Annotated in this window: 3 protein-coding genes; all 3 read left to right on the top strand. The window is 75.5% G+C overall.

Going from position 1 to position 22,448, the window contains the following annotated elements; all coding sequences use genetic code 11:
- Nucleotides 1-9,148: KR domain-containing protein (locus tag ACTWQH_RS31100; protein ID WP_443290153.1), on the top strand; the 9,148-nt coding region annotated here is incomplete at its 5' end.
- Nucleotides 9,149-9,199: 51 nt separating this feature from the next.
- Nucleotides 9,200-21,148 carry an SDR family NAD(P)-dependent oxidoreductase gene (locus ACTWQH_RS31095; protein ID WP_443290152.1) on the top strand — a complete coding sequence of 3,983 codons (11,949 nt, stop codon included), beginning with the start codon at nt 9,200-9,202 and terminating at the stop codon, nt 21,146-21,148.
- A 19-nt stretch (nt 21,149-21,167) separates the two neighbouring features.
- Nucleotides 21,168-22,448 (top strand): type I polyketide synthase (locus tag ACTWQH_RS31090; RefSeq protein ID WP_443290151.1); only part of this gene is annotated, 1,281 nt, incomplete at its 3' end.

Below are 22,448 nucleotides of genomic sequence, written 5' to 3'. Positions count from 1 at the left end.
CGCCCACGCCCTCGCCCACGCCCACACCACCGGCCTGACCATCAACTGGCACCCCTGGTACACCACCACCCCACCCACCACCACCGACCTCCCCACCTACCCCTTCCAACACCAGCGCTACTGGCTGTCGGCCGGCCGCCCGGCCGGCGATGTCAGCGCGGCCGGCCTGCGGCCCGTGGAGCACCCGCAGCTGTCGGCGGCCACGGGCCTCGCCGACGGCGGGCTGCTGCTCACCGGGCGCCTCCCGTCGGCCGGTAACGCGGGCTGGCTGGCCGAGCTGGAGGTCTCCGGCGTTACCCCGCTGCCCGGCACGGCCCTGGTGGAGTGGGCGCTGCGGGGCGCCGACGAGGCCGGCTGCGGCGGCGTCGAGGAGCTGACCCTCCAGGTCCCCCTGCTTCTCTCCCCCACCGCCGAGCTGCGGATCCAGATCGTGGTGGACGCCCCCGACGACGACGGCCGCCGGGGCATACGCATCTGCTCCCAGCCCGCGTCCGGTGCGCCGGAGGGCGGCGAGGAGGAGTGGACCTGCCACGCGACGGGCGCGCTCACACCACCCGGCGCGACGGCCGGGGAGCAGCTTGCGGGCGTGTGGCCCCCGGCCGGCGCCGAGCCCGTGGACCTCACCGAGCTGTACGCGCGCGCCGAGGCCGCCGGTTACCGGCACGGCCCGACGTTCCGGGGCGTTCAGGCGGTGTGGCGGCACGGCGCCGACGTGCTCGCCGAGGTCGCGCTGCCGCAGGAGGCCGAGGAGGGCGCGGACGCCTTCGGCGTTCATCCCGCGCTGCTCGACGCCGTCCTGCATCCGGTGGCGTTCCTCGGCGGGCACGACGACGGCCAGATGTGGCTGCCGCTCGCCTGGAGCGACGTGTCCCTGCACGCCACCGGCGCGACCGCCGTCCGGGTCCGCCTCCGGTCACGGGACCGTGAGGACGCCTCCGGCCGGGAGCTGAACGTCGTCGTCGCGGACACGACCGGCGCCCCGGTGCTCGGCGTGAACGCGGTCGCGATGCGTCCCGTCGGCGACGACGACTGGCTGAAGGCCGCCGAACGGCGTTCCGCCGGCGGCCTGTTCGCCGTGGAGTGGACGCCGCTGCCGCCTGCGGAGCACCTGGCCGAGCCGGCGGGGACCGAGGACGGCTGGGCGACGCTCGGCGACGGAGGGCCCGGGCGTTCCTACGCCGACCTGGGCGCGCTGCTGGCCGCGGCCGACGACGGGCAGCCCGTGCCGTCCGTGGTGCTCGCCACCGTGACGCCCACGGCCGGTGCCGGCGCCGGGGACGACGCCGCGGCGCTGGCCGCGGCCGGGCGCGCGCTGGGGCTCGTGCGGGAGTGGCTTGCGGAGCCGCGGCTGCTGGGGTCCCGGCTGGTGCTGGTCACCTCGGGCGCGGTCTCGGCGGGCGAGGGTGACGCCGCCGCGGATCCGGCCGGCGCGGCCGTGTGGGGCCTGGTCCGGGCGTTCCAGGCCGAGCACCCGGGCCGCTTCACGCTCGTCGACACCGACACCGACACCGACACCGACGAGGGCGCGGACGGTGGCGGCGCGCTGGCCGAGGCCGTCCGCCGGTCCATCGACGCCGACGAACCGCTGATCGCGATCCGCGCGGGCGCCCTGTCGGTCCCCCGCCTGCTGCGCGCCGCCGGCCAGCCGGAGGAGCGCACGGACGCCGACCTCTCCGGCGGCACGGTGGTCGTCTCGGGCGGCACGGGGACGCTGGGCGGCGCGGTCGCCGAGCACCTGGTGCGCGCGCACGGCGCGGAGCGCCTGCTGCTCCTCTCCCGCCCCGGCACCCAGGGTTCCCAGGCCCCCGAGGCGGCCGAACTGGTCGAGCGGCTCACCGGACTGGGCGCCCACGTGGACGTGGCCGCGGCCGACGCCGCCGACCGCCCCGCGCTGGCGGAGGCGCTCGCGGCGATCCCCGACGCCCACCCGCTGGTCGGCGTGGTCCACGCCGACGGCGTGATCGACGACGCCACGGCGGAGTCCGGGGACGCCGAGCGGCCGGCCTGGGCGCCGGGCGCCACCGGCGCGTGGAACCTGCACGACCTCACCCGCGAGACTCCGCTGCGGCTGTTCGTGGCGTTCTCCTCCCCGGCCGACGTCGCGGGCGGCCCCGGCCAGGCGTACGCCGACGCCCTGATCGCCCACCGCCGCGCCGCCGGACGTCCGGGTCTGAGCATGGCCTGGACCCTGTGGGAACACGGCTCAGCCCAACCCGCCCCGAGCGGCCTGCGGCCCCTGACCACGCCCGATGCACTGCGCCTGTTCGACGCGGCGGTCCACGGCACCCGTGCCCTGGTGGTGGCCGCCGATCTCGACGCCACCCGGCTCGGGCCCGACGCCCCCGCCGTGCTGCGCGCCCTGGCCGGGCCCGCCCGCCGCCGCGCCGCGGAACGCCGGCCGGCGGCCCTCGCCCTGGTCTCCCGCCTCGCCGGCCTCGACGCCGCGGGCCAGCGGGAGCTGCTGCTGCAGACGGTGCGTCAGATGGCCGCGGTGGTGCTGGGCCACTCCTCCGACGCGGCGATCCGGCCGGAGACGGCGTTCAAGGATCTGGGCTTCGACTCGCTGATGGCCGTCGGACTGCGCGACCGGCTGTCCACCGCGACGGGGCTGCGCCTGCCCACCACCCTCGTCTTCGACTACCCCGCCCCCCGTGCCCTCGCCGACCACCTCCTCCAGCGCCTGACCTCCGCCACGCCCAGCCCCTCGTCCCCCGTGACGCGGGCACGGACCGGCGGAACGGACGACGACCCCATCGCCGTGGTGGCGATGGCGTGCCGCTTCCCGGGCGACGTGACCACGCCCGAGGGGCTGTGGGACCTGGTCGCGGCGGGGCAGTACGTGCGCGGCCCCTTCCCCACCAACCGCGGCTGGGACCTGGCCGGCCTGTTCCACCCCGACCCCGACCACCCCGGCACCAGCTACGCCTCCGAGGGCGCCTTCATCTACGACGCCGACGGCTTCGACGCCGCGTTCTTCGGCATCAACCCCCGCGAAGCCCTCGCCATGGACCCCCAGCAGCGCATCCTGCTGGAGGTCTCCTGGGAGGCCCTCGAACGCGCCGGCATCAACCCCCACACCCTCAAGGACAGCCTGACGGGCGTCTACGCCGGGGTCATCTATCACGACTACGCCAAGGGCCTGGCCCCCAACGACCCCCGCATGGATGGCTACACGATGATGGCCAGCATCGGCAGCATCCTCTCCGGGCGCGTGGCGTACACCCTCGGCCTCCAGGGGCCCGCCGTCACCGTCGACACCGCCTGCTCCTCTTCCGTGGTCTCCATGCACCTCGCCGCCCAGGCGCTGCGGCAGGGCGAGTGCGACCTGGCGCTCGCGGGCGGCGTGACCGTCATGGCCACCCCCGACGCGTTCACCGGCTTCTCGCGGCAGCGGGGCCTGGCCCCCGACGGGCAGTGCAAGCCGTTCGCCGCGGCCGCCGACGGCACGAGCCTGAGCGAGGGGGCCGGGATCGTCGTGCTCGAACGCCTCTCCGACGCGCGCCGCAACGGCCACGAGGTGCTGGCCGTCATCCGGGGCTCGGCCGTCAACAACGACGGCGCCTCCAACGGCCTGACCGCCCCCAACGGCCCGTCCCAGCAGAGGGTGATCCGCCAGGCCCTGGCCAGCGCCGGCCTCGCCCCGTCCGACATCGACGCGGTGGAGGCGCACGGCACGGGCACGACGCTGGGCGACCCGATCGAGGCGCAGTCCCTGCTGGCCACCTACGGCCAGGACCGCCCCGACGACCGCCCCCTGTGGCTGGGGTCGGTCAAGTCCAACATCGGGCACACGCAGGCCGCCGCCGGCATCGCGGGCGTCATCAAGATGATCATGGCGATGCGGCATGGCCGCCTGCCCGCCACACTCCACGTCGACGCGCCCAGCCCTCACATCGAGTGGGACAGCGGCAACGTCCGGCTCCTCACCGAGCCCGCCGACTGGCCCGAGACCGGCCGGCCCCGCCGCGCCGCCGTCTCCTCCTTCGGCGCCTCCGGCACCAACACCCACCTCATCCTCGAACAGGCCCCCGAGCAGCCCGCGCCGGCGCCGGCGTCCGCCGCCGAGGCCCCCTCCCCCGGGGTGGCGCCGTGGCCGCTGTCGGCGCGTGACGAGCGGGCCCTGCGCGAGCAGGCCTCGGCGCTCGTCGAGCGTCTGCGGGCGGATGACGCCGCCTCGGTCACGGATGTGGGGTGGACGCTGGCCACGACGCGGGCGGTGCTCGAACGCCGGGCCGTCGTCCTCGGCGCGGACCGCGAGGAGATGACCGCCGCCCTGGAGGCACTGGCCGACGGGTCTCCACACCCCGGCCTCGTCACCCCCGGCGGCGCCGCTTCGGACAGGCCCGGGCAGACGGTGTGGCTGTTTTCCGGTCAGGGCAGTCAGCGGCCGGGCATGGGCGCGGAACTGTATGAGCGTTTCCCCGTCTTCGCCGAGGCCTTCGACGAGGTCTGCGCGCTCCTGGACCCCCACCTGGACCAGCCCCTGCGCGACGTCGTCTTCGCCACCGACCCCAAGACCGCCGAACTGATCCACCACACCACCTACACCCAGGCCGGGCTCTTCGCCCTCCACATCTCCCTCGCCCGCCTCCTGATCAGCACCGGCCACACCCCCGACGCGGTGGCCGGACACTCCATCGGCGAAATCAGCGCCGCACACCTCGCCGGCGTCCTCACCCTCAAGGACGCCGCCCACCTCGTCGCCCACCGCGCCACCCTCATGGGCAGCCTCCCCCCCGGCGGCGCCATGGCCACCATCCACGCCACGCCCGAGGAGCTCGCCCCGACCCTGGACGGTCACCCCGAGCTGGCCATCGCCGCGATGAACACACCCACCCACACCGTCATCGCCGGCCCCGCCGACGACGTCGCCGCCGCCACCGCCGCCTGGCGGGAGCAAGGCCGCAGGACGCGCGACCTCCCGGTCTCCCACGCCTTCCACTCCCCCCAGATGGACCCCATCCTCACCCCCTTCACCGACGCCATCGCAAACCTGGCCTACCAACCACCCCGCATCCCCCTCATCAGCAACCTCACCGGGCAGCCTGCGGGCGAGGAGATCGCCACACCCGCCTACTGGGCCCAGCACATCCGCCGGCCCGTCCACTTCCACCAAGCCATCACCCACCTCGCCCCCGACACCGCCGTCTTCCTCGAACTCGGCCCCACCCCCGTACTCACCCACGCCGTCCAGCACACCCTCGGCGACACCACCACCCACACCACCACCCTGGCCACCCTCACCGGGAAGCAGCCCGACGCGCAGGCCCTGGCCCACACCCTGGCCACGCTGCACACCACCGGCACCCCGCTGGACTGGGGGCCCTGGTACTCCACCGAACCGGCCCCCCGGACCGTCGGACTCCCCACCTACCCCTTCCAACACCACCCCTACTGGCTCACACCCCGCGCCTCCGGCGGCACCGCCCCCGGCGGCACCGGCCTGGACCACCCGCTGCTGCACGCGGCGGCGCCCCTCGCCGACGGCGGCATGGTCGTCACCGGGCTCATCCCCGCGGCCGACAACGGCGGCTGGCTGACCGAGCACGTCATCGCCGAGACGGTCATGCTGCCCGGCACCGCCCTGCTCGAACTCGCACTCCACGCCGCCGAGCACACCGAAAGCCCCCACGTCGAGGAGCTGCTCCTCCAGCACCCCCTCATCCTGGACAGCACCACCCCGCTCGACCTGCAGATCGTCATCGGCACGCCCGACGACGCCGCCGGTCGCGCTCTTCGCATCTACACCCGGCCCCAGTCCAGCCCCACGGCCGAGTGGACCCGTCACGCCAGCGTCACGCTCACCAGCGAGCCGCCGAGCCACCCGGCCCCGGCGGAAGGGGAGGCGGCCTGGCCGCCCTCCGGCGCCGAACCCGTCGACATCGCCGGCTTCTACGACAGCGCCGCGTCGAACGGCTACGAATACGGGCCCGCCTTCCAGGGACTCACGGCACTGTGGCGCCACGGCGACGACCTCCTCGCCGACATCACCCTCCCGGACGGCGACGGCGACGGCGACAGCGCCGACGGGACGGACGCGCTCGCGATCCACCCCGCCCTGCTGGACGCCGCGCTCCACCCCCTCATCGCCGTCACGGACGTCTCCGGCGACGAGGTCTGGCTGCCGTTCTCCTGGAACGGCGTCACCCTCCACGCCACCGGCGCCACCCACGCCCGCGTCCGCATCACCTCCCACGGCGACAACGAGCACAGCCTCACCCTCACCGACGCCGCCGGCCAGCTCATCCTCACCGCCGGCACCGTCACCACCCGCCCCGCCCGCCTCGACGCGCCCCGGCAGTCCGTGCCCGACGGCCTGTTCACCCTGGAGTGGACGCCCGCGTCACCCCTCGCCGACCGGCCGGACGCCTCCGCGCAGACGCCGCCGCTGGTCTTCACCACGGCTCCGGCCGCGGACGGCCACGACGGCGAAGGCGAACTGGAGGCCCTCCAGCGGGCGTTGACACTCGTCCAGGAGTGGCTGGCCGAGCCGCGACCCGACGACGCCCGGCTGGTCGTGCTGACCCGCAACGCCGTCGCCCTGGACGAGGAGACGGCCATCGACCCCGTCGCGTCCGCCGTCTGGGGCCTGGTCCGCAGCGCGCAGACGGAGAACCCCGGCCGCCTCGTCCTGCTGGACACGGACGCCGACGGGGACGGGGAGGCCGACCCCGCGTCCGAGGACCGCGTGGCCGAAGCGGTCCGCTGCGCCCTCGACCTGGACGAACCGCAGGTGGCGCTCCGCGGCGGCCGGATTCTCGTCCCCCGGCTGGTCCGCGCGACCGCCGCGTCCACGATCGTTCCGCCCGCCGACGGCGGGGCCTGGCGGCTGGACGCCGGCGGCACGGCGGGCGCCGCGACGATCGACGCGGTGGCGCCGGTGCCGTTCCCCGAGGCGGACGAGCCGCTGGCGCCCGGGTGCGTGCGCATCGAGGTGCGCGCGGCCGGCGTCAACTTCCGCGACGTCCTCATCAGCCTCGGCATGGTGCCCGACCAGACCCGCATCGGCGGCGAGGGCGCGGGCGTCGTGCTGGAGGTGGCCGAGGACGTGACCACCGTGGCGCCGGGCGACCGCGTCATGGGCGTCTTCGACGGCGCGTTCGGCAAGGTCACCGTCGCCGACGCGCGGATGGTGACGTCGATGCCGGAGGGCTGGGACTTCCCGCAGGCGGCGGCCGTCCCCGTGGCGTTCCTGACCGCCTGGTACGGCCTGGTGGAGCTCGGCGGCCTGAAGGCGGGCGAGTCCGTCCTCATCCACGCCGCCACCGGCGGTGTGGGGTCGGCGGCCGTGCAGATCGCCCGCCACCTCGGCGCGGAGATCTACGCCACCGCCAGCCCCGGCAAGCACCACGTGCTGGAGGCCATGGGCATCGACGCCGGCCACCGCGCCTCCTCCCGCGACCTGGACTTCGAGTACGCGTTCCGCGCCGCCACCGGCGGACGCGGCGTCGACCTGGTCCTCAACCAGCTGTCCGACGCCTTCATCGACGCCTCGCTGCGCCTGCTGACCGCGGGGGGCCGCTTCCTGGAGATGGGCAAGACCGACCTCCGCGACCCCGAGCAGGTGGCCAAGGACTTCCCGGGTGTCGACTACCGGGTCTACGACCTGGTCTCGGACGCCGGTCCTGACCGGGTCGAGCGGATGCTGGCGACCCTGGTGGCGCTGTTCGAGGAGGGCGCGCTGACGGCCCCGCCGGTGCAGGCGTGGCCGCTGGCCAGGGCCCGCCAGGCGCTGCGCTACATGAGCCAGGCCAAGCACATCGGCAAGATCGTGCTGACCGTTCCCCCCGCCCTGGACCCCGACGGCACCGTCCTGATCTCCGGCGGCACCGGCACCCTCGGCGCCCTCGTCGCGGAGCATCTCGTCACCACCCACCACGTCAAGCACCTCCACCTCCTCAGCCGCCGCGGCCCCGACGCCCCCGGCGCCGCCGAGCTGACGACCCGTCTCACCGAGCTCGGCGCCACCGTCGACATCACGGCCGCCGACGCGTCGGACCTCCCGGCCCTGCGGCGGGTCGTGGACGCCATCGGCGCCGACCGCCCCCTCACCGGCGTCATCCACGCCGCCGGCATCGTCGACGACGCCGTGATCGCCTCCCAGACCCCCGACACGCTGCGCCGGGTCTGGGCGGCCAAGGCCACGGCCGCCGCCAACCTCCACCACGCCACCCGGCACCTGCCGCTGGCCATGTTCGCCATGTACTCCTCCGTCTCCGGCACCCTCGGCAACCCCGGGCAGGCCAACTACGCCGCCGCCAACGCCTACTGCGACGCCCTCGCCACCCACCGGCAGCACGCCGGCCTCACCGGCGTCTCCATCGCCTGGGGCCTGTGGGCCACCACCAGCGACATCACCGGGCAGCTCAGCGAGGTCGACGTGGCGCGGATGGGCCGCGCCGGCGTCACGGCGCTGGAGGCCGACCGGGCGCTGGCGCTCTTCGACGCGGCGTACCGGCGCGGCGACCCGCAGCTCGTCGCGCTCAACCTCGACGTCAACGCGCTGGCCAGGCAGCCGGCCACCGCCCTCCCGGTCGCGCTGCGCGCCCTGGCCGCCCGCCTGAGCGGGGCCACGCGCCGCGCCGCCGCCGCGGGCGCGCAGCGCCCGGACGACTGGACGCGGCGGCTCGCCGGGCTCCCGGAGGCCGAGCAGCGGCAGCAGCTGCTGACGCTGGTGCGCAGCAGCGCGGCGGCCGTGCTCGGCCACGCCGACCCCGAGAGCGTGCGGGAGGACGCGCCGTTCACCGACCTCGGCTTCGACTCGCTGACCGGCGTCGAGCTGCGCAACCGGCTCTCGGCCGCGACCGGCCTGCGGCTGCCCGCCGCGCTGGTCTTCGACTTCCCCTCCTCCCGGGCGCTCGCCGACCACCTGCGCGGCGAGCTCGTGCCGGACGGGGCCTCGGCCCCGGGCGGCGTGGACCCGGTGCTCGGGGAGCTGGCGAGGCTGGAGAGCACGCTGTCCGCGCTCGACCTGCCCGAGGCCGACGCGCGGGCGGTGACAGATCGGCTTGAGGGCCTGCTGGCCCAATGGAAGGCGGCGTCCGCGCCGCCGGCCGAGGACGACGAGGACAACGCGGCCGACCGGCTCACGCTCGCCACCGCCGACGAGGTGCTCGCATTCATCGACAACGAACTCGGCACATCGTGATGGCTCTGGCTCAGTTGCCCCCTCTGACGCGTACGAAGGTCGTGACTGCACATGTCGGATGAAGAAAGGCTTGTCGACTACCTCAAGCGTGTGGCCACGGAACTGCACGACACAAAGCGGCGGCTGCGCGAGGTGGAGGAGCGGAACCAGGACCCCATCGCGGTCACCGCGATGACGTGCCGCTTCCCCGGCGGGGTGGACTCGCCCGAGGCGCTGTGGGACCTGGTGTCCTCCGGCGGCGACGCCGTCGGGCCGTTCCCCGCCGACCGAGGCTGGGACGTGGAGGGGCTCTACCACCCCGACCCCGACCACCCGGGCACGACGTACACGCGTGAGGGCGGGTTCCTGCGCGAGGTCGACGCGTTCGACGCGGGCTTCTTCGAGATCAGCCCCCGGGAGGCGCTGGCCACCGACCCGCAGCAGCGGGTGCTGCTCGAGGTGGCCTGGGAGCTGTTCGAGCGCGCCGGCGTGGACGCGACCGGCCTGCGGGGCAGTCAGACCGGCGTCTTCGTCGGCGCGGCGACGATCGGCTCCGCCATCTCGGGCTTCCCGATCCGCAAGGAGTCCGAGGGCTACGCGGGCGTGGCCCCCAGCATGCTGTCGGGCCGGCTGTCGTACACCTTCGGCCTCGAGGGTCCCGCGCTGACGGTGGAGACGGCCTGCTCCGCGTCGCTGGTGGCGATGCATCTGGGGATCAACGCCCTGCGGCGGGGCGAGTGCGACCTGGCGGTGGCGGGCGGCGTGACCATCATGTCCACCCCCGCGGTGTTCACCGGCTTCGCCCGCATGCGGGGCCTGGCGCCGAACGGCCGGTGCAAGCCGTTCGCCGCCGGGGCCGACGGCACCGGCTGGGGCGAGGGCGCGGGTCTTGTGCTGCTCGAACGCCTCTCCGACGCCCGCCGCAACGGCCGCCAGGTGCTCGCCGTCATCCGCGGCTCGGCCGTCAACCAGGACGGCGCCAGCAACGGCATCACCGCCCCCAACGGGCCCTCCCAGCAGCGCGTGATCCGGCAGGCGCTCGTCAACGCCCGCCTCTCGTCCGCCGAGGTGGACGCGGTGGAGGCGCACGGCACGGGCACCCGGCTCGGCGACCCGATCGAGGCCGACGCGCTGCACGCGACGTACGGGCGGCAGCGCCCGGCCGGCCGCCCGCTGCTGCTGGGCGCGATCAAGTCGAACATCGGCCACACCCAGGCCGCCGCCGGCGTCGCGGGCGTCATCAAGACGGTGATGGCGATCCGTCACGGCCTGTTCCCCGCGACGCTGAACGTCGACGAGCCGACGCCGCACGTGGACTGGAACGCGGAGGCCGTACGCCTGGTGACCGAGCCGGTCGCCTGGCCGCAGACGGACCACCCGCGCCGGGCCGGGGTGTCGTCGTTCGGCATCTCCGGCACCAACGCGCACGTCATCATCGAGCAGGCGCCCGAGCAGGCGGCCGGGCAGGCCGCCGAACCCGCCGCGGAACCGGCCGAGGGGGAGGCGCGGGAGGCGGCTCCGGCCCGCCCGGCGGCCGTCGTGGCCGGCGGCGTGGTGCCGTGGGTGCTGTCCGCGCGGGGCGAGGCGGCGCTGGCGCAGCAGGCGCGGCGCCTCGCCGAGGCGGCGGAACGCGATCCGGCCGCCGAGGCGGCGGACGTGGCCTGGTCGCTGGCGACGACGCGCGCCCGGTTCGAGAACCGGGCCGTGGTCGTCGGCGAGGACCGGGCGGCGCTGCTCGGCGGCCTGGCCCGGCTCGCCGCCGACGAGCCCGATCCCGCCGTGGTCACCGGAACGGCGGGCCCGATCGGCGCCGGCCCCGTGTTCGTCTTTCCCGGCCAGGGAGCCCAGTGGCCGGGCATGGCGCGCGAACTCCTCGGCTCCTCCCCGGTCTTCGCCGCCCGGATCGACGAGTGCGAGCGGGCCCTGGCCCCGCACGTCGACTGGTCGCTGACCGAGGTGCTGCGCGGCACGGACCGGGAGACGGACCCCAACCGGGACGACGTCGTCCAGCCCGTGCTGTGGGCCATCCACGTCTCGCTGGCCGCCGTCTGGCAGAGCTTCGGCATCACCCCGGCGGCCGTCGTCGGTCACTCCCAGGGCGAGGTCGCCGCCGCGTGCGTCGCCGGAGCCCTCAGCCTCGACGACGCCGCCAAGATCATCGCCCTGCGCGTGAAGGCCCTGGACCCCCTCATCGGGCACGGCGCCATGGCGTCCCTCACCCTTGGCGCCGAGGACACCGAGCGGCTCCTCGCCGACCTCGGCGCCGACGCCGGAGACGTCGCCGTGGCCGCCATCAACGGCCCCCAGGCCACGGTCGTCTCCGGATCCCCCGACCGGGTCGCCGCCGTCCTGGCGGCGGCCGAGGGCCGGGGCGCGCGCACCCGCACCATCGACGTCGCGTACGCCTCCCACGGCCCTCACGTGGACGGCATCCGCGACGACATCCTCTCCGCGCTGCGCGGCGTGTCCCCGGCCGAGTCCGAGATCGCCTTCTACTCCACCGTCAGCGCGGAGCGCGTCAACACGGCGGGCCTCGACGCGGAGTACTGGTTCGACAGCCTCCGCCGGCCGGTCCGCTTCGCCGACGCCGTGGGCCGCCTGCTCGCCGACGGCTACCGGGCGTTCGTCCAGTGCAACCCGCACCCCATCCTGTCCGGGAGCCTGGAGGACATCTTCGCGGAGTCCGGCATCCGCGCCACCGCCCTGGCCACGCTCCGCCGCGACCACGGCGGCGCGCGGCAGCTCGCGCTGGCGCTGGCCCACGCCCACGCCACGGGTCTGGAGGTGGACTGGCGCTCCTGGTTCCCGGCCGGCCCCGCCGGCCCTGCCGGCTCCGCCGGCCGCGCGCCCCGCGCCATCGAGCTGCCCACCTACCCCTTCCAGCGCCAGCGCTACCCGATCCCCTCGGGCGGCGCCGGCACGGGCGACGTGTCCGCCGCCGGTCTGCGCGCGGTCGAGCATCCGCTGCTGGCCGCCGCGGTGAGCCTGCCCGACGGCGGCATGGTGCTGACCGGGCGCCTCCCGGCCGCCGCGGGCGGGAGCTGGACGGGCGACCACGTCGTCGGCGGCACCACGCTGCTGCCCGGGTCGGCCCTGGTCGAGTGGGCGCTGCAGGCCACCCACGAGGCGGGCTGCGCCACGGTCGAGGAGCTGGCCCTCCAGATCCCGCTCGTGCTGCCCGCCTCCGGCGCCCTGCGCATCCGGGTCGCGGTCGGCCCCGCCGACGGGGAGGGCACGCGGACGGTCGACGTGCACTCCCGCCCCGACGAGTTCGACACCGACTCCCCCGACGGATGGGTGTGCCACGCCACCGGCATGCTGGCGCCCGAGACCGGGGACGCCCCGCCGGACGCCACGGCGGCGCCCTGGCCTCCCCCGAACGCCGAACCCCTGGACGTCGCGGACTTCTACGAGCGGGCCGCGGCCGGCGGCTACGGCTACGGCCCCGCGTTCCGCGGCCTCACCGCGGCCTGGCGGGACGGCGCCGAGCTGCTCGCCGAGATCGCGCTGCCCGAGGCGGCCGGCGACGGCGCCGACCGGTTCGGCATCCATCCGGCCCTTCTGGACGCGGCGCTGCACCCGACGATCCTCGACGGCAGCCCTCAGGACGCCTCGGAGGCCGCCGGGTCCGGGCAGGTGTGGCTGCCGTTCGCCTGGAGCGGCGTGTCGCTGTGGGCCACGGGGGCACGACGGGTCCGCGTCCGCGTATCCCCGCTCGACGGCGGGCGGCGCATCTCCCTGACCGACGAGACCGGCGCGCCGGTTCTCGACGCCGAATCGGTCGCCGTGCGCCCCACCAGCCTCGCCGAGCTGCGCGCTGTCGGCGACCGCGCGGTCGAGGGCCTGTTCGCCGTGGACTGGGTGCCCGCGCGGGGCGGGACCGGCGACGCGCCGGCCCCCCCGGACGGCGCCTGGGCGACGCTGGGCGACGAGGGTCCCGGGCAGCGCTACGCCGACCTGGGCGCGCTGCTCGCCGCGGTGGACGACGGCGCGCCGGTGCCGGAGGTCGTCCTCCACGCCGTGCCCGCGACGGCCTCACCGGACGAGGGTCTCGCCGCCGCCGGCGGCGTCCTGACCCTGCTTCAGGAGTGGCTCGCGGAGCAGCGCCTGCAGGACTCCCGGCTGGTGCTGGTCACCTCCGGCGCCGTGCCGGCCGAGGGCCAGGGCCAGGTGAACCCGGGCGGCGCGGCCGTGTGGGGCCTGGTCCGTTCCGTCCAGGCCGAGCACCCGGGCCGGTTCACGCTGGTCGACGCCGGCGCCGACACCGCCGCGGACGGGGACGACGCGCTCGCCGAGGCCGTCCGCGTCTCCCTCGACGCCGACGAGCCGCAGCTGGCCGTGCGCGCGACCGGAACGCTGGTGCCACGACTGGTACGCACCTCTCCCTCGCCCGAGGCCGGCGACGCGCCGGAGCTGTCCGGCGGCACCGTGCTGGTGTCGGGCGGGACGGGGGTGCTGGGCGGCGCGGTCGCCGAGCACCTGGTGCGCGCGCACGGCGTGGAGCGCCTGCTGCTCCTCTCCCGCAGCGGCACCCGGGCCCCCGAGGCGGCCGAACTGGTCGAGCGGCTCACCGGCCTGGGCGCCGAGGTGGACGTGGCGGCGGCCGACGTGGCCGACCGCTCCGCGCTGGCGGAGGCGCTCGCGGCGATCCCCGGCAGCCACCCGCTGGTCGGCGTGGTCCACGCCGCCGGCGTGATCGACGACGCCCTGGTGGAAGCCTGGGACGCCGACCGGCTGGCCCGCGTGTGGACGCCCAAGGCCCACGGCGTGTGGAACCTGCACGACCTCACCCGCGACATGCCGCTGCGGCTGTTCGTGGCGTTCTCCTCCGCCGCCGGCGTCGTGGGCAACCACGGCCAGGCGGGATACGCCGCCGCCAACGCCTACGCCGACGCCCTGATCGCCCACCGCCGCGCCGCCGGGCTGCCCGGCACCTCGATCGCGTGGACCCTGTGGGAACAGACCTCCGCCATGACCGAGCACCTCACCGAGGCCGACCTCTCCCGCCTCGGCGCCCTCGGCATGCGCCCCCTCACCACCACCCGTGGCCTCGGGCTCCTCGACGCGGCGCTCCACGTCACCCACCCCCTGGTGGTGGCCGCCGATCTCGACGCCACCCGGCTCGGACCCGACGCCCCGGCCATGCTGCGCGCCCTGGCCAGGCCGGCCCGTCGCCGCGCCCTGGAGCAGCATGCCGCCGGGCCCGCGCTGGCGGGCCGGCTGGCCGGTCTCGACGACGACGCCCGGCGCGATCTGCTGCTGCAGACGGTGCGTCAGATGGTCACGGTGGTGCTGGCGCACTCCTCCGACGCGGCGATCCGGCCCGAGGCCGCCTTCAAGGAGCTGGGCTTCGACTCCCTCACCGCCGTCGAGCTGCGCAACCGCCTGGCCCGCGCCACCGGCCTGCGGCTGCCCGCCACCCTCGTCTTCGACTACCCCACGCCCCGTACCCTCGCCGACCACCTCCTGGAACGCCTCACCGCCACCGCCACCGGGTCCGCGACGCCGCGCCGGGCCACGCCCTCCAGGGCCGCGAGCTCCGACGAGCCGGTCGCGGTGGTGGCGATGGCGTGCCGCTTCCCGGGCGACGTGACCACGCCCGAGGGGCTGTGGGACCTGGTCGCGGCGGGGCGGCACGTCCTCGGGCCCTTCCCCACCAACCGCGGCTGGGACCTGGCCGGCCTGTTCCACCCCGACCCCGACCACCCCGGCACCAGCTACGCCTCCGAGGGCGCCTTCATCTACGACGCCGACGGCTTCGACGCCGCGTTCTTCGGCATCAACCCCCGCGAAGCCCTCGCCATGGACCCCCAGCAGCGCGTTCTCCTGGAGACCGCCTGGGAGCTCCTCGAACGCGCCGGCATCAACCCCCACACCCTCAAGGACAGCCTGACGGGCGTCTACACGGGCGTCATGTACCACGACTACGGAGCCGGCCTGCCCGCCAGCGACCCCCGCCTCGACGGCTACGGCGGGCTCTCCGGCACCAGCAGCATCATCTCCGGGCGCGTGGCGTACACCCTCGGCCTCCAGGGGCCCGCCGTCACCGTCGACACCGCCTGCTCCTCCTCCCTGGTCACCCTTCACCTGGCGGCCCAGGCGCTGCGGCAGGGCGAGTGCGACCTGGCGCTCGCGGGCGGCGTGACCGTCCTGTCCACGCCCGACGTGTTCACCGGCTTCTCGCGGCAGCGGGGCCTGGCCCCCGACGGGCGGTGCAAGCCGTTCGCCGCGGCCGCCGACGGCACCGGCTTCGGCGAGGGCGCCGGTCTGCTGCTGCTCGAACGCCTCTCCGACGCCCGCCGCAACGGCCACCAGATACTCGCGGTGCTGCGCGGCTCGGCGGTCAACCAGGACGGCGCCTCCAACGGGCTCACCGCCCCCAACGGGCCCTCCCAGCAGCGCGTCATCGCCCAGGCGCTGGCCAGCGCCGGCCTCACGCCCGCCGACGTGGACGCGGTCGAGGCCCACGGCACGGGCACGACGCTGGGCGACCCCATCGAGGCGCAGGCGCTGCTGGCCACCTACGGACAGGAGCGGCCGGAGGACCGGCCGCTGTGGCTCGGCTCCATCAAGTCCAACATCGGCCACACCCAGGCCGCCGCGGGCGTGGCCGGCGTCATCAAGATGATCATGGCGCTGCGCAACGGCCGCCTGCCCGCCAGCCTCCACATCGACGAGCCGACGCCGCACGTGGACTGGGACAGCGGCAACGTCCGGCTCCTCACCGAACCCACCGACTGGCCCGAGACCGGCCAGCCCCGCCGCGCCGCCGTCTCCTCCTTCGGCGCCTCCGGCACCAACGCCCACCTCATCCTCGAACAGGCCCCCGAGCAGCCCGCGCCGGCGTCCGGCGCCGAGGCGCCCTCGCCCGGGGTGGTGCCCTGGCCGCTGTCCGCGCGCAGCGGCGAGGCGCTGCAGGCCCAGGCGGCGTCGCTCGTCGAGCGTCTGCGGGCGGATGACGCCGCCTCGGTCACGGATGTGGGGTGGACGCTGGCCACGACGCGGGCGGTGTTCGAACGCCGGGCCGTCGTCCTCGGCGCGGACCGCGAGGAGATGACCGCCGCCCTGGAGTCACTGGCCGACGGGCTGCCCCACCCGGGCCTGGTCACCGCCGCACCTGCGGTGCCGGGTCGGACGGTGTGGCTGTTCTCGGGTCAGGGCAGCCAGCGGCCGGGAATGGGCTGGGAGTTGTACGCCCGCTTCCCGGTCTTCGCCGAGGCGTTCGACGAGGTCTGCGCGCTGCTCGACCCCCACCTCGACCAACCGCTGAAGGACATCGTCTTCGCCACCGACGAGACCGGTGCGGGGCTGATCGACCACACCACCTACACCCAGGCCGGACTCTTTGCCATCCAGGTCGCGTTGACGCGGCTGCTGTCCGCCCACGGCCTGCGGCCCGACGCGGTCATCGGGCACTCCATCGGCGAGATCGCCGCCGCCCACCTCGCCGGCGTCTTCTCCCTCGATGACGCCTGCCGCCTGGTCGCCGCCCGCGCCACCGCCCTGGGCGCCCTGCCCCCCGGCGGCGCCATGACCGCCCTGGAAGCCACCGCCGACGAAGCGGCCGAGGCCATCGCACCCTACGACGGCAAGGTCGCCATCGCCGCGCTGAACGCCCCCACCAGCACCGTCATCTCGGGCCCCGCCGACCTCGTCACCCAGATCACCACCGCGTGGAAGGAAGGCGGCCGCCGCGCCAAGGCCCTGACCGTCAGCCACGCCTTCCACTCCCCCCTCATGGAACCCGCCCTCGGCGCCTTCCACCAGGCCATCACCGACCTCACTTACCGCCCGCCCGCCATCCCCCTCATCAGCAACCTCACCGGCAAGCCCGCGGGCGACGACATCGCCACCCCCGACTACTGGGTCGCCCACATCCGCCGGCCCGTCCACTTCCACCCCGCCATCACCCACACCGCCCCCGACACCGCCGTCTACCTCGAAATCGGCCCGGACGCCGTGCTGGTGCCCGCCGCCCAGGACACCCTCGACACCCACCACGACCTTCCCCACCAGCCCCTGCTGGTCCCGGCCCTGACGCGGAAGCAGCCCGAGGTCGAGGCCCTGGCCCGCGCCCTGGCCCGCCTCCACACCCACACTGCCGTCGACTTCACCCCCTGGTTGCCGGCCGACCCGGCGCCCGCCACCCTCGACCTCCCCACCTACCCCTTCCAACACCACCCCTACTGGCTCACACCCACCCACACCGGACCGGCCGCCCCCGGCGGCGCCCCGCTCAACCACCCGCTCCTCGCGGGCACCGCGCCTCTCGCCGACGGCGGCATCCTGCTGACCGGGCAGGTGCCGTCCGCCGACCACACGGGCTGGCTGACCGAGCACACCATCGCGGGCACCACCCTGCTGCCCGCCACGGCCCTGCTCGACCTCGTCCTGCACGCCGCCGGGCACACCGACAGCCCCCACGTCGAGGAGCTGCTCCTCCAGCAGCCCCTCACGCTCGACGCCACCCACCCGCTCGCCCTCCAGGTCATCGTCAGCGCGCCCGACGAGGCCGGACAGCGCACCGCGCACGTGTACACGCGCGCACAGGCCGCCCCGACGGCGGAGTGGACCCATCACGCGACCGCCACCCTGACCGGCGAGCCCGCGGCCGAGCCGCCGGCGCCCGAGGCCGCCTGGCCGCCGCCGGGCGCCGAACTCCTCGACATCTCCGGCTTCTACGACCGGGCCGCGTCGCTGGGCTACCGGTACGGGCCGGCGTTCCAGGGGCTCAAGGCGCTGTGGCGCCACGGCGACGACCTCCTCGCCGACGTCGCCCTTCCGGCCACGAACGCCGCAGACCACGCCGCCGACGACGACGTCACGGTCCACCCGGCTCTGCTCGACGCCGCGCTGCATCCCCTCATCGCGGCCGCCGACAACCCCAACGGCGAGATCTGGCTCCCCTTCAGCTGGAACGGCGTCACCCTCCACGCCACCGGCGCCATCCACGTCCGCGTCCGCATCACCCCGCAGGGCGAGGACGGCTACCGCCTCACCCTCACCGACACCACGGGCGCGCCCGTCCTGACCGCCGAGGCCCTCACCACCCGGCCCCTCGACACCGCGCGCCTGGGCGGCCGCGGGGCGAGCGACGGCCTGTACTGCGTGCGGTGGACCCCGCTGCCGATCCCGGCCGATTCGGCGGCGGCGGCATCCGGGGCGGAGGACTGGGCGGTGCTCGGGGACGGTGCGCTCGCGGAGGCGCTTTCGCCGCTGTCGCCCACCCGCTACCCGGACGTCGCCGCCCTCGTCGCCGCGCTGGACGACGGCGCGCCCGTGCCGCCGGTCGTACTCGCCGACCCGGGACCGGCCGAGGGCGAGACCGCCAACGCCGGCGACGCCGACGCGGTGGCGCGGGCCCTGGCGGCGGCCCAGGCCTGGCTGGCCGAGCCGCGGCTGGCCGAGGCCCGGCTGGTGGTCGTCACCCGCGACGCCGCCGCCGTGGCGGAGGACGCCAACGGCGCCCCCGCCGACGGGCCGGTGGATCCGGCCGCCGCCGGCGTGTGGGGTCTGTTCCGCAGCGCCCAGGCGGAGAACCCCGGCCGGTTCACGCTCCTCGACCTCGACGGACGCGACCCCGGCGACGGCACCCCCGACGCCGTCGCCGTCGTACGCGCGGCCCTCGACGCGGACGAGTGGCAGGTGGCGGTGCGCGACGGCCGGGCGCTGGTGCCGCGCCTGACGGCCTCGGACGCGACGGCCGACATCGCGCTGCCCGTCGGCGCGCCCGCGTGGCAGCTGGTCATGGCGGACGATCAGGCGGGCACGGTCGACGCCCTCGTGCCGCAGGAGTGCCCCGAGGTGCTGGAGCCGCTGGCGCCCGGGCAGGTCCGGATCGCGGTGCGCGCCGCCGGCGTCAACTTCCGCGACGTGATGGTGACCCTGGGCCTCGTCCCCGACCGGCGCGGCCTGGGAGGCGAGGGCGCGGGCGTGGTGCTGGAGGTGGCCGAGGACGTGACCTCGGTGGCCGTCGGCGACCGCGTGCTGGGCCTGTTCGAGGGCGCCTTCGGCCCCATCACGGTCGCCGACGCCCGCTCCCTGGTGTCCATCCCGCCGGGCTGGTCCGACCAGCAGGCCGCGGCCGTGCCCATCGCGTTCCTCACCGCCTGGTACGGGCTGGTGGACCTCGCCGGCCTCACGGCGGGCGAGAAGATCCTCATCCACGCCGCCACCGGCGGCGTGGGCACGGCGGCCGTGCAGATCGCCCGCCACCTCGGCGCGGAGATCTACGCCACCGCCAGCCCCGGCAAGCACCACGTGCTGGAAGCCATGGGCATCGACGCCGACCACCGCGCCTCCTCCCGCGACCTCGCCTTCGAGGAGGCCTTCCCCGCCGTCGACGTCGTCCTCAACAGCCTGGCCAACGAGTTCACCGACGCCTCCCTCCGCCTCCTCGGCGAGGGCGGCCGGTTCATCGAGATGGGCAAGACCGACATCCGCGACCCCGAGCGGGTCGCCGAGGCGCACCCCGGCGTTCGCTACCGGGCGTACGACGTCATCTCCGACGCCGGGTTCGACCGCGTCTCGGAGATGCTGCACAGCATCGCCGAGCTGTTCACCCAGGACGTCCTGGCGCCGCCGCCGGTCCAGGCCTGGCCGCTGGCCAGGACGCGCCAGGCGCTGCGCCACATGAGCCAGGCCAAGCACACCGGCAAGAACGTCCTGACCATCCCGCCCGCCCTCGATCCCGACGGCACCGTCCTGATCACCGGCGGCACCGGCACCCTCGGCGCCCTCGTCGCCGAACACCTCGTCACCACCCACCACATCACCCACCTCCACCTCCTCAGCCGCCGCGGACCCGACGCCCCCGGCGCCACCGAACTCACCGAACGCCTCACCGAACTCGGCGCCACCATCCACATCACCGCCACCGACACCACCGACCCGGCCGCCCTCCGCCAGGCCCTCGACACCATCGACCCCGAGCACCCGCTCACCGGCGTCATCCACGCCGCCGGCATCGTCGACGACGCCGTGATCACCTCCCAGACCCCGGAGACCCTTCACCGGGTCTGGGCGGCGAAGGCCACGGCCGCGGCCCACCTGCACGAGGCGACCAAGGACCTGCCGCTGGCCATGTTCACGATCTTCTCCTCCGCCGCCGGCACCCTCGGCAGCCCCGGACAGGCCAACTACGCCGCCGCCAACGCCTACTGCGACGCCCTCGCCGCACGACGCCGCAACGCGGGCCTGCCCGGCACCTCCATCGCCTGGGGCCTGTGGGCCGACGCAAGCGGCATGACCGGCGGGCTCAGCGAGGTGGACCGCGCGAGGATGAGCCGGTCGGGCCTGGCTCCGCTGTCCACGGACCATGCCCTCGCGCTGTTCGACGCGGCGCACGGGCACGGCGAGGCGCAGGTGCTCGCCGCCCAGCTCGACCTGGCGATGGTCTCCGCCCAGGCCCCCGAGGCGCTGCCGTCACTGGTCCGCTCGCTCGCCGGCGGCGGAAGCCGCGGCGCCCGGGTCGTGCGGCGGAGCGCGGCGGTGCCGGTGGCCGACCTGTCCGGCCGCCTGGCGTCGATGGGCGCCGCCGAGCGGCGGGCGTTCCTCATCGATCTGGTCCGGACGCACGCGGCCACCGTGCTGGGGCACGCGGACGCCGAGTCGGTGTCGATGGACATGCCCTTCAAGGACCTCGGCTTCGACTCGCTGACGGCGGTCGAGCTGCGCAACCGCCTCACCATGGACACGGGGCTGCGGCTGTCCGCCGCGTCGGTGTTCCGCTACCCGACGCTGACCGCCATGGCCGAGTACCTGCTGGGCGAGCTGAGCCCGGCGGAGGCGGACGACGCGGCCTCGCCCGCGCTGCGGGAGCTGGAGCGGCTCGAGGCGGCGCTGGCCGACGGAAGGCCGGAGGGCGAGACCGGCGTCCAGCTCGTCAAGCGGCTCCAGAACCTCTTGTGGCGGCTCGGCGATGACGCCGACGCGGTCGATCACACCGTCGACGGCGAGGCGTTGGAGTCGGCGTCCGACGACGAGATGTTCGCGCTCATCGACCAGCAACTGGGCTCTTAACGGGAGTGAGTGAGGAACGATGTCCACCACCGAAGACAAGCTGCGCCAGTACCTCAAGCGCGTCACCGTTGACCTGGGCGAGGCAAAGCAACGCCTGCGCGAGGTAGAGGAGCGCCATCAGGAGCCCGTCGCGATCACGGCCATGGCGTGCCGCTACCCCGGCGGGGTGTCGTCCCCCGAGGAGCTGTGGCGGCTGGTGGCCGAGGGCACCGACGCCATCGGCCCGTTCCCCACCAACCGCGGCTGGGACCTCGACGGGCTCTACCACCCCGACCCCGACCACCCCGGCACCGCCTACATCCGCGAGGGCGGCTTCCTCCACGACGCCGACGGCTTCGACGCCGCGTTCTTCAACATCGCCCCCCGCGAAGCCCTCGCCATGGACCCCCAGCAGCGGCTGCTGCTGGAGACCGCCTGGGAACTGCTGGAACGCGCCCACATCGACCCCACCACCCTCAAGGGCACCCCCACCGGCGTCTACGCGGGCGTGTCGAGCCAGGACTACCTGTCGCGGATCCCGCGGATTCCCGACGGCTTCGAGGGCTACACCGCCACGGGCGGGCTCACGAGCGTGGTGTCCGGCCGCGTGGCGTACACGCTGGGTCTGGAGGGCCCGGCGGTCACCCTGGACACGGCGTGCTCGTCGTCGCTGGTGGCGATGCACACGGCGGTCCAGGCCCTGCGCAACAGCGAGTGCACCCTGGCCATGGCCGGCGGGGTGACCGTGTTCACCGCGCCAACGGCGTTCGTGGAGTTCTCCAAGCAGCGGGGGTTCGCGTCGGACGCCCGGTGCAAGGCGTTCGCCGCGGCCGCGGACGGGACCGGGTTCTCCGAGGGCGTGGGCCTGGTGCTGCTGGAACGCCTCTCCGACGCCCGCCGCAACGGCCACCAGGTGCTGGCCGTCATCCGCGGCTCGGCCGTCAACCAGGACGGCGCCAGCAACGGGCTTGCCGCGCCCAACGACGCCGCGCAGGAACGCGTCATCCGGCAGGCACTGGCCAACGCCCGGCTCACCGGCGACCAGGTGGACGCGGTGGAGGCGCACGGCACGGGCACGACGCTCGGCGACCCGATCGAGGCGCAGGCGCTCCTGGGAACCTACGGGCAGGAGCGGCCCGAGGACCGGCCGCTGTGGCTCGGCTCCATCAAGTCCAACATCGGGCACACCCAGGCCGCCGCGGGCGTGGCCGGCGTGATCAAGATGGTGATGGCGCTGCGGCACGGCCGGCTGCCCGCCACCCTTCACGTGGACGAGCCGACCTCGCACGTGGACTGGAGCGGCGACGCAGTGCGGCTGCTG

Source organism: Streptomyces sp. 6N223 (assembly GCF_052246635.1).
In the GTDB taxonomy this organism is placed as follows: Bacteria; Actinomycetota; Actinomycetes; order Streptomycetales; family Streptomycetaceae; genus Streptomyces.
Note: the sequence above shows the minus strand (reverse complement) of the source record. Positions and strands in the feature narration are given on the sequence as shown.

Excerpts from the sequence above, each read along its gene's own strand:
- ACTWQH_RS31095 (WP_443290152.1), top strand. The coding sequence starts at position 9,200 with ATGTCGGATGAAGAAAGGCTTGTCGACTACCTCAAGCGTGTGGCCACG.